The 10516-nt window shown below is 43.0% G+C and carries 12 protein-coding genes; 5 read left to right on the top strand and 7 right to left on the bottom strand.

The window, feature by feature from the left end; all coding sequences use genetic code 11:
* Positions 1-2203, top strand: a 2203-nt coding sequence (locus tag HWQ37_RS28265; RefSeq protein ID WP_292753738.1) for a HEAT repeat domain-containing protein, incomplete at its 5' end; no start/stop codon positions are given.
* Positions 2204-2338: 135 nt separating this feature from the next.
* Positions 2339-3355: a sulfate/molybdate ABC transporter ATP-binding protein gene (locus HWQ37_RS28260; protein WP_292753737.1), complete on the top strand. Its 1017-nt coding sequence runs from the start codon at positions 2339-2341 to the stop codon at positions 3353-3355.
* 38 nt (positions 3356-3393) lie between these two features.
* Here the strand turns inward: HWQ37_RS28260 and HWQ37_RS28255 are convergent, their stop codons facing one another.
* Both HWQ37_RS28255 and mrdA read right to left on the bottom strand, forming a co-directional pair.
* Positions 3394-4446, bottom strand: a complete 1053-nt coding sequence (locus HWQ37_RS28255; protein WP_292753736.1) for a serine hydrolase domain-containing protein — start codon at positions 4444-4446, stop codon at positions 3394-3396.
* Between the two features lie 23 nt (positions 4447-4469).
* Entirely contained in the window at positions 4470-6317 is a 1848-nt protein-coding gene (gene mrdA / locus HWQ37_RS28250) for a penicillin-binding protein 2 (RefSeq protein WP_292753735.1), read from the bottom strand.
* A gap of 310 nt (positions 6318-6627) precedes the next feature.
* On the opposite strand from mrdA, the gene HWQ37_RS28245 reads away from it, so the two are divergent.
* Both HWQ37_RS28245 and HWQ37_RS28240 read left to right on the top strand, forming a co-directional pair.
* Positions 6628-7755 (top strand): ABC transporter ATP-binding protein, encoded by a 1128-nt coding sequence (locus tag HWQ37_RS28245; RefSeq protein WP_292753734.1) that lies wholly within the window; start codon positions 6628-6630, stop codon positions 7753-7755.
* Between the two features lie 277 nt (positions 7756-8032).
* Positions 8033-8329: a helix-turn-helix domain-containing protein gene (locus HWQ37_RS28240; protein WP_292753733.1), complete on the top strand. Its 297-nt coding sequence runs from the start codon at positions 8033-8035 to the stop codon at positions 8327-8329.
* 211 nt (positions 8330-8540) lie between these two features.
* Here HWQ37_RS28240 and HWQ37_RS28235 read toward each other — a convergent pair whose 3' ends face one another.
* The 4 genes from HWQ37_RS28235 to HWQ37_RS28220 are packed head-to-tail and all read right to left on the bottom strand — an operon-like array spanning position 8541 to position 10115.
* On the bottom strand, positions 8541-9128 hold the full coding sequence (locus HWQ37_RS28235; protein ID WP_292753732.1) for a PAS domain-containing protein: 588 nt from the start codon (positions 9126-9128) through the stop codon (positions 8541-8543).
* 20 nt (positions 9129-9148) lie between these two features.
* On the bottom strand, positions 9149-9301 hold the full coding sequence (locus HWQ37_RS28230) for an ATP-binding protein (protein ID WP_292753731.1): 153 nt from the start codon (positions 9299-9301) through the stop codon (positions 9149-9151).
* Positions 9302-9358: 57 nt separating this feature from the next.
* On the bottom strand, positions 9359-9562 hold the full coding sequence (locus HWQ37_RS28225) for a hypothetical protein (protein ID WP_292753730.1): 204 nt from the start codon (positions 9560-9562) through the stop codon (positions 9359-9361).
* Between the two features lies 1 nt (position 9563).
* Positions 9564-10115: a hypothetical protein gene (locus HWQ37_RS28220; RefSeq protein WP_292753729.1), complete on the bottom strand. Its 552-nt coding sequence runs from the start codon at positions 10113-10115 to the stop codon at positions 9564-9566.
* Positions 10116-10150: 35 nt separating this feature from the next.
* On the opposite strand from HWQ37_RS28220, the gene HWQ37_RS28215 reads away from it, so the two are divergent.
* Positions 10151-10282, top strand: a complete 132-nt coding sequence (locus HWQ37_RS28215; RefSeq protein ID WP_292753728.1) for a hypothetical protein — start codon at positions 10151-10153, stop codon at positions 10280-10282.
* A gap of 109 nt (positions 10283-10391) precedes the next feature.
* On the opposite strand, the gene HWQ37_RS28210 is transcribed toward HWQ37_RS28215, so the two are convergent.
* Positions 10392-10516: ATP-binding protein (locus HWQ37_RS28210; RefSeq protein WP_292753739.1), on the bottom strand; the 125-nt coding region annotated here is incomplete at its 5' end.

Raw genomic sequence — 10516 nt, 5'->3', positions numbered from 1 at the left:
ACAGGCACTAGGGGAGATGCAAGCCAAGGAACAAATTCCACAAGTTGTCCTGCTGCTCAAAGATTCTGACTCCAATGTCCGTAGTGCAGCAGTACAGGCACTAGGGGAGATGCAAGTCAAGGAACAAGTTCCACAACTTGTACTGCTGCTCAAAGATTCTGACTCCAATGTCCGTAGTGCAGCAGTACAGGCACTAGGGGAGATGCAAGTCAAGGAACAAGTTCCACAACTTGTACTGCTGCTCAAAGATTCTGACTCCAATGTCCGTAGTGCAGCAGTACAGGCACTAGGGAAGATGCAAGCCAAGGAACAAGTTCCAAAACTTGTACTGCTGCTCAAAGATTCTGACTTTAATGTCCGTAAAGCAACAGCACAGGCACTCATGAAACTAGGGCAACAAGATTTGCCAGTTATTTTGCAAGTTCTAGATTCAGTTCACTCTTATCCTTCTGAGATTAATCAAATTAGGTTTTTAGCTCATTTTTTGGGAGGTGGTGAACCACAAGTAGAAACTCTTATGCAATGGGTTGGTAAACCTAAAATGCCACCGCAGAAACTGACATATAACCAGGGAGTCGAAACAATGAAAGTTTTCGAGAAAGCCTGGAAAGATTGTGATTCTCTGCCAGACCTGCAAAGAGAACTAGCAGAACAAATTTCCAAAGTTGCCGCTAAGAAAAACGTTCCTTGGAAATTACAAGATATTGGTTTACTGCAAAGCCATTACAGCAACCTCAAAAAAGTCAACTCCACTAATGCTAATGCTGTGCAGTCAGCAATAGATAACCTTGAGGGTTGGCAGTGGTTTTCCAAAGCCCAAAATACCATCATCATTCACATTGCCTTTTGGCTAGCCCTCATCTTTGCCTACCCCAAATTTCCCCAAATCCAAGCCATCTTCTTCTGGAACCCTTGGGTACGCCGGATTCTCGGCGTGGGCTACGTCGGCTTTCTCCTCACCTGGTTTCCCCCCTTCCGCCGCAAATTATTTGAACCCTTCAAACCTTCCCTATTAGCCGATGCCGGGTTAGATAATTTTCACGATCAATCATACTTCCCAGAATCTCAAGTCAAAGTTCCCGCATCAGGAGACATCCAGCCAATTACCGCAGCCTTACCCAGTATTCAAGGACAAATTATCTTACAAGGAGATTCCGGCTTAGGCAAGTCGATGTTTCTCCGTCATCTGTTGCAAAACTCCCAGCGCATAGTCGTTTATCTCCCCGCCCAAAAGTGTCATAAAGGCGTAATTGAAGCAATTCAAGACAAGCTACACGGTCAAGCTCAAGATGCCAGCTTCCTGAAAAACCTAATTTACAGTGGCGCGATAGATATCTGCATCGACGGACTCAACGAAGTCACCGCCGAAACCCGCGCCAAAATCTGCCAGTTTGTCGAAAGCTATTTCCGGGGCAACATTATCATGACTACCCAGCCCCTAGAGTGGACACCCCCCTCAACAGCCAAAACTTACTACTTGCAGCCCCTTGAACAACAACAAATTCAAGAGTTTTTGATCTCCCGTCAGCCACGACTCCCCAAAGATGCCAAAATTCAAGGTGCTGATTACGCCCAAGCCAGCACCAATTATTTAACAGATGTCCTCAAAGAGCAGCAAGCCAAAGAAGAGTTAGATGCTGTCCGCCGAATTCTTTCCAATCCAATGGATCTAACAGTGGTAGCGCTGATGCTATCACAAGGTAAACATCCAAACTTGTTTCGTCTGCAAGAACAGCAATACAACTTGATGGCGGCAGAATACCAGCAAGAATGGAAACAAGAATTTCCACTCAAAAGATTTTCCGCCGCCGTCTACCAAATGCGACTCCAAGACAAACAAGCCCTACCTGGGGATGAATTTCAGCAAGTTGTCATGTCTTTGGAAGACGAAAAATACAAAATGGTAGTCAGCCGTCAGTGGCAAAATGAAAAAGGCGAAGCCAAGAAAGAATGGTACTTCCGCCACGATAAAATTATAGATTTCTTCTTGGTGCAAAACTTTCTGGGCGAAACTGATGCCGCCGAAGGACTATTAGTAGATAGAATGGGCGACCCGCGTTTTCGTGGTGTTTATTTCTTGCTAGCAACGTTACTTCCTTTAGATGCAGCCAAAGAACTGCGGGAAGATTTGATTCAATACGCTGCCGATACCAAAGACAATACGGTGAGTAATACCTTTGTGCAGTTGTTGCGAACTAGGTAAGCTGGCATGGGCATTTATGTGAACTGAAAAGTAGAGCCTAAATCTTGTTCATCCATAAATAACAATGTATGGTATGTATAAGACACAGTAATCCTACCAAGGATATGTAGATTTAATTGCAGAGGTAGAGCAGCAGTGGGCATAGTAGTTGAGAACGTCTCCAAACAATTCGGTAGTTTCAAGGCAGTTGATCAGGTCAGCCTGGAAATTAAAAGTGGTTCGCTAGTTGCATTGCTCGGACCATCGGGATCAGGAAAATCTACGCTACTACGGTTAATTTCAGGTTTAGAAATGCCAGATAGCGGCAAAATCCTGCTTACCGGGAAGGACGCTACATACCAAAGTGTGCAACAGCGAAATATTGGGTTTGTGTTTCAGCACTATGCCTTATTTAAGCATCTGACTGTCAAACAGAATATTGCCTTTGGGTTAGAAATTCGTAAGGCACAACCAAAGAAAATTAAGGGACGGGTAGAACAGTTACTTGAATTGGTGCAATTGAATGGATTAGGCGATCGCTATCCTTCACAACTTTCTGGTGGTCAAAGACAACGGGTAGCTTTAGCCAGGGCATTGGCAGTAGAACCTGATGTATTGCTGCTAGATGAACCCTTTGGCGCACTTGATGCGAAAGTCCGCAAAGATTTACGGGCATGGTTACGCCGCCTCCATGATGAGGTTCATGTTACCACGGTTTTCGTTACCCACGACCAAGAGGAAGCAATGGAAGTCTCCGATGAGGTTGTGGTCATGAATAAAGGACGTGTGGAACAGGTGGGGACTCCAGCCGAAATTTACGATGATCCGGCTACAGCTTTTGTAATGAGTTTCATCGGCCCAGTGAACATATTACCCAGCACCTCCAAGATTTTTCAAAGTAGCGGGTTTGATGCGCCACACCCACAAGTGTTTTTGCGTCCGCAAGATGTGATTTTAGAAAAGGTTGCAAACGGTGCGACTACTGTTGCAACAGTGAGCCGATTGATCCATTTGGGTTGGGAAATTCAAGTGGAATTAACTTTCGATGATGGGCAAGTGGTAATGGCACATTTAACCCGCGATCGCTTTAATGACTTAGAGTTAACACCACAACAACGAGTGTATGTCAAGTCAAAGGATGCAAAATCTTTCCCAGTGTCTTATTCAATTTAAACTTGCAATCCAAAATCATTCGTGAACAATCAGATCCCCTATTCGCCAACTGATTCTAGTGGAGGCTGAAGTACTAGTTTGGTAAGAACTGGACAGTAGTATTCAGCAATTTTCTTAGCGATCGCATCTGGTCGGGAAATTTTATCGAGATTGCAAAGTAAAATTACGGTAATTTTGTCATCAATAAAGCGGGTAATGTTACTTGCAAATCCTAGAATCGAACCATTATGACCAACTACTCGGCGATCGCCATAATTAAATACCCACCAACCTAAACCTGCAACATATCCCAACTTTTCCCAATCATCGCCCTGATTGGGAAAATGAGGAGTCCACATTTTATCAAGGGTTGATTGCTTTAACAGAGTTGCACCACAAAGCGCCTGTTCCCACTTCACCATATCTTCTACACTGGAAAGTTGACCTCCAGCCGAATAGGTGACAGAAGGACTGTAATAAGGTTTGTTAACAAGCTTGCTGTTTGGCAACCGATAGCCAGCAGCCCGATGTGGCACTATATCACTGGGATTATTCATCACGGTTGCATTCATTCCCAAAGGAGCAAAAATGCGATCGCGCAACAAATCTCCATAAGATTGTCCAGTTACCTCTTCTAGAAGCAAACCCAGTAAATAGTAACCTGTGTTGTCATAGGCGCTAAACTCACCCGATTGGAACTTAAGAGGTAGGTGAGTAACTAGAGCCAAAATTTCAGATTTCGATAAATTCAGATGGGTAATTTCCCAGTAGTTTGGAGCATCGGTATAACTAGGAATTCCCGACTGATGAGACAGAATATGCTGGATTCTGACATTTTGCCACATTATGGGTAGATAATCGAGATAGTTTGCGATTGCATCTTCTAGCGAAATTATCCCTTCTTCCACCAGCATCATTATGGCTGTAGCGGTGAAGGTTTTACCCACAGACGCAATTTCATAAACTGTATGTTCAGTCGCCAGAACAGAATGTTCAACATTTGCCAGTCCATAGCCCTTAACTAAAACAGCTTCACCTGACTGCACCACTGCAACAGAAAGTCCAGGAATCTGATTTTGAGTCATTGCGGCTCGAATATAGTCGTCAATCACGATTTCCAACCTCCTGCCTCCTTCTAATCTCCAGTACCATGTCCTGAATTCTGAGTTTTAGCTTCCGATGGGTCAGGCTGAGGTTTTTGATACTTACCTGGATATTTATGCTGAAAATAAGCTTCTAGCACTTGTAAAACCATCGGACCGCAAATAGTACCGCCATGTTCGCCGGAGTTTTCTCCAAAGGCCACAACCACGATTTCCGGCTTATTAGTAGGGGCATAAGCACCAAACCAAGTATGATTTGGGCGACCAGCACCAGCTTCAGCTGTGCCACTCTTCCCAGATGCTGGGGCAATTGTCGGCACATCTAAGCGCTTACCAGTACCCTCACTCACCACCCTCCGCAATCCGTCACGGATAACTTTAATAGTTGACGGCTTCATATTTAAGGATTCTCGCCAACTTTTTGCTTCTTCGTTGTCTTTAAGCAGATGCGGTTGAACTCGATACCCACCATTAGCAGGGACAGCAAACATAATTGCCGATTGCAGAGGTGTAACTTGCAAAGCACCTTGACCAATTGACATATTAATGGTGTCGCCAACAGTCCAAGGTATTTTCCAAGTTTTCTGCTTCCATGCTTCATCTGGAACCAAGCCTATTGATTCTTCATCACGAAATTCAATGCCAGTTCTTTGACCAAATCCGTATTTGCGAGTCCATTGGATTAAAGTTGGGCCACCAACTTTTCTGCCAACTTGATAGAAGAAAGTATCACTACTCATAGCCAGCGCTCTCGGAAATCCCAATGGCCCGAATCCGGCGTGGTTCCACTCACCAAACGTCACACCACCCACGGTAAGAGAACCAAAGGTCTGTAATATTGAGTCAGGAGAAAATTCGCCTGATTCCAGTCCAGCTGTTGTAGTGACAATTTTGAAAGTACTGGCGGGCGGAAAGGCACTCAGGGCACGATTAACTAAGGGATGATCTTTACCTTGCACGCTTTCCCAATCTTTCTGGGAGAGTTTTTGTTTAGAAAAGATATTTGGGTCAAAGGTGGGGTAAGATACCAGCGCTAAAACAGCACCAGTATTTGGATCGAGTGCTACGATCGCACCTCGTTGATTTCCCAAAGCTTTTTCAGCTGCTTTTTGCACATCTAAATCTATGGTTAAGTGCAAATCATTACCAGCTTTTGCCTGTTTCTCTCCTATAACCCGGATTGGTCTACCCGCACCATCCACTTCCACCTGCTGACCGCCCCATTCGCCCCGTAGAGCTTTCTCATAAGCCTTTTCTACGCCCATCTGACCGATTACATCTCCGAGTCGGTAGCCTTGCTGCTTCTTGCCTTTTAATTGGTCGGCAGTCAACTCCCGCGTATAACCTAATACATGAGCCAATTGCTTGCCGTGGGGATAATAACGTACAGAATCTGTATTTATTTCCACTTCTGGGAGTTCATTTTTATACTCCTTTAATGCTGTGATTTCTGCTTCATTTAGATCGCGAGCAACGCGAATGAGTGAAGAAGAGTTAGCACCTGCTAGTTCTAATTTCTTTTCCATCTCATCTTGGGGAATGTTGAGAATTTGCGCTAGACGCGGGCCGACTACAGACCAGGAAGGCTTAGTATGTGCCATCGGCCATAAGTATACAGAGCTAGGATAACGAGTACTAGCCAAAAGTTTGCCATTCCGGTCAAAAATATTGCCCCGTTCTGGTTGTTTGAGAATCAGCCGAATTCGGTTTGCTTCGGCTCGTTCCCGGAGTTTTGGGCCTTCAACAATTTGCAAGTAGGCTAAACGAGCCTCAATCCCACCGATCATTAATAAGGTAAATACGATTAAAAATATTGATTGGAAACCACGTCCAACTGTACGTGTATCTTTTTTGTTGCCAAGTGATGGGAATAAAGACATAGGTATCAATTCAAAATTCAAAATTCAAAATTCAAAATGACTAAATGCAATTCTAGCCAGCCTTTTAGCAATTGCTAATATGCAATTTTAATGTATATTAACTTCATCAAAGAATATCTCAGTAGTATAGTTAGTATATACATTTACCATAAACTCATTCTCAGTACTGGGTATGAAAGAATCGGGCGAGTATATTCTTGAACAATTGTTTTTGGCGGATACAATAAACCAAAGTGTCAAATATAGTCTGCCCAAAAGACTAGAGCAATTGACAAAATAACGATAAGATCGCGGCATTCTACAGAGGATTATGGCTCAAATTGTCATGCAAAATCAAAGGGGGATAACAAGTTTTCAGCCACTTGATGTTGAACTGCGTAACGTCTTCAAGTTTTTTAACCAAGAACCAGCAGTAAATGGAATTGACTTGGATGTAAGACAAGGAGAATTTTTTAGTATTTTAGGCCCCTCCGGTTGTGGTAAAACAACAACACTGCGCTTAATTGCTGGGTTTGAAATTGCTGACGCTGGTAAGGTGTTGATTCAGGGTCAATCCATGACTAATGTGCCTCCTTACCGCCGACCCGTCAATACTGTATTTCAAAGTTACGCTTTATTTAACCACCTGAATGTCTGGAATAACATCGCCTTTGGACTGCGGTTAAAAAAAATACCCAAATCGAAAATTGAAGCTAGAGTCGAAGAAGCTTTAAAACTCGTGAAAATGGAAAGTTTGCGATCGCGCTTTCCCCATCAACTTTCTGGTGGTCAACAGCAGCGAGTCGCCTTAGCCAGGGCTTTGGTCAACCGTCCCACTGTGGTACTACTGGATGAACCTTTAGGGGCGTTAGATTTAAAACTACGTAAGGAAATGCAGGTTGAGTTATCAAATTTACACAAAGACTTAGGATTAACCTTTGTGATGGTGACACACGACCAAGAAGAAGCATTATGTTTGAGCGATCGCATTGCCGTAATGAATCAAGGCAAAATTGAACAAGTTGGTACTCCCAGCGAAATTTACGAACGTCCCTGCACATCCTTTGTTGCTGATTTTATTGGTGACACTAATTTATTCAGTGGTGAAATCGTCGCGGTTGACTCCTCTAATATTAAAATTTCCACAAAAATGGGACTATCAATTGTTATTAGCCGCGCTGAAGATACACCAACTGAATTATCACAAGCGGTAGTAGTGAGTGTGCGTCCAGAAAAAATACAGCTTTCGCTTTATCCTCCCAATTTGCCAGCTAACTGTTTTGAAGGACGGCTTGTCAACGTGATGTATTTGGGGACACACGTTAATTATGTTGTGGAATTAACAAATGCCATTAGCATCAACGTGTTGCAACCTAATACTTTTGGCATTTTACCAGACCGCGACACGCCTATTTATACCTGGTGGGCAGAAACTGATTGTTTAGCTATTAGTCAATAGATGCCATCGAACAAATTACTGCAAGGACTAAAATTGAAGCTTTAGATCGTTCAATTGAGTCTCTCAAACAGGGTTTAAAAGATTTAGTTGAAGAAGCTTCCAAATATGTAGTAGATCCTTTATGGGATTTTATATAGTTGCAACGGGTATTTTTATAAAAACTTTACAAACAATAGATGATTACCCATAAAAAAGAGGGCTATTTAAGCCCCCTTCAATTTGTGTTTGTTATGCTCCTCTCTGTTACGGTAGCGAGCGACCATTTCCAGAAAAACCTATGCGTCACATGACCGAAGAAGAAATTCACGCGGCGGCTCTTAGCGATCCTGATGCACAACCGCTTACGGATGAAGATTTAGCCCGTATGAAGCGGGTATCCCGTGTAAAAATTATCCGCCGTGCATTGCGATTGACGCAGGAGGAATTTGCAGCGCGTTACCATATTCCGCTTGGCACCTTGCGGGACTGGGAGCAAGGACGCAGCGAACCAGATCAGACAGCAAAGGCATACCTTAAGGTTATTGCCGCCAATCCCGAAGCTATCTATCAGGCATTGCAGTTTACCCCACATTGAGAGGCTTTACCCCTTTTACCTGCAATGTTCTCAAAAACGACCGTTTTTAACCCACTTTGGGGGTTTAAGTCCCCAGCAAGATAGGCAGCGCGAATTGAACGCCTAAATCTAAATCCCCGTTACAAAACTGTACTTCCGTTAGCGTAGCGGTAGCGAGTCCGCGAGCGTCCTTCCGACTTCCGACTTCTTTAATGCTGAATTGGAATTGTAATTACAAACTCTGTTCCGGCTGCTGGTGTTGAATGACAATCCAGTTTGCCGCCATGTGTTTCTGTAATGATTTGATTTCTTCTTCAGCTTGTTTGCGACTGCTGATATCACTAATAGCGCCATGAAGACCAATAATTTCACCATCTGAGTCGAAAATTGGCGAAGCTACTGACCTCATCCAGCACCAATTTCCATCCTTTTGTCGGTGGCGAAATTCTATTGCGATCCTCTGCCCCTTAGTTTCCACCATTTCTTGGATCTTTCTCTGGGCGAGGGGGAAATCATCGGGATGAAGCAGAGGGGCAAAGGGCTGACCAAGTAATTCTGAAGGTTCCCATCCTAAAACATTTTTATACTGCGGTGAGACATAAGTAAAAAGACCTTGCACTGACATAGAAAAAATCAGGTCGCTGATATTTTCCACTAGCTGGCGATACTTAGCTTCACTCTCAGCCAAAGCAGTTGCCACCGTTTGGCGATGCTGTCCGCGAATTTTATTAAGCTCTTGCAATGTTTCTAGCTGTTGCAGCAATTGGGCATTTTGCTGACGTAAAAGCGATACCTCGTCATTGATTTTGTTATTACACATATTGGCCTAAGCTGCACTCTTTATTGCCTAACTGGAATTGCGATCGCAAACTCTGTACCTTCTCCTGGGGAGGAGTTGCAGTGTATCGAACCCCCGTGTTTTTCCACGACAATTTGACGAGCGATCGCTAATCCTAAACCCTTCCTTTGCCCACAGATTTCGCTGCTAACCATACTACTAAATCTTTATGACTTCCAGATTTAGTATTCCCAGATATATAGTAAAGTTGTTTATAAATAAGAGCAAAAATTTAGACGTAGGTTGGCTTTGACAAAGCCTCCACCCAACCGACAATTTTTTTGCAACATTTTAGCCTCTTCAGAATTTACCAGCCGTCTGGAGACAGCACTAGGTAAAGTAATTTGATTGCGATCGCTTTCCCTTTTCCTCGCTTGATTGGGAAAGCGATCGCGCTCAAACCTAAAAATCAGCATTTTAACCAAGATAAGGATATTGTGGTGGTTTGATTTTCAATAATTCTGTCCAGTATCGTATAGCATTATGTTTGGTAGTTTCTCTGTCACGCAATTTGTGAACTCTGCCTATCTCCATTAAAAAATATGTAAGTTTAATAGCAGTAAGTAAGTTAATCAACCCTACCGCTTTAAAATGTTGTAAAAATAAGTGAAGCAGAATTTGTAATTTTTGTTTATGACGAAAATACATCCACCATTTCATTTGATGTATGGCGATACTGGTTTGATAATCTAATGTAGTTTCTACTTGGGTTAATTTATCTTTAACTTGATGATAAAACTGTATTTCTTTGTCAAAATCACCTGCTTTTTGGGCTAAAACAGCATCATCAGATAATTGATAAGCCTGACTAATTAAATTACCTGCCGTTTCGGACTGCTGTTGAGTATAACCAAGTTTCATATATATAGTAGCTGCTACTGATGCCAATTCTGCAAACTCCTCAGCATCATGTAACCAATAAATTTTGGCTTGTAATTCCCCTAGTGTAGCTGCTAAAGTCTCATTCATATTCAATCTAACTTTTCCTATAAGGCAATCTGATAGTGATTGACCATAGCAGTATTTTAGATGTTAAGCGATGCCGACCGGGAGCAGTGCGTCTGGTAGAGTTGGCGGCAAGCTACGCTCATCATTCAAGCGAACGCAATGACAATTATTCTCTAAGTGCAAAATAAAAACTGGTATGCACCCTTCTTCTAATTCCTTGTGTCAAGCCTGATTGAGATGCTCTTACCCTGGGTATCCGGGATAGCTGTGCGTCTCCAAACCAAAAATCGCCGAAGATTATATCGGAATTTCAATGATAAATTCTGTTCCTTTACCCATCACAGAGTTAAAACTCAATTTTCCGCCGTGGGTTTCTTCGACGATTTGCCGAGCGATCGCTAATCCTAATCCAGTGCCTTTAC

The sequence above is a fragment of the Nostoc sp. NMS4 genome, from assembly GCF_017115095.1.
GTDB lineage: Bacteria > Cyanobacteriota > Cyanobacteriia > Cyanobacteriales > Nostocaceae > Nostoc.
Note: the sequence above shows the minus strand (reverse complement) of the source record. Positions and strands in the feature narration are given on the sequence as shown.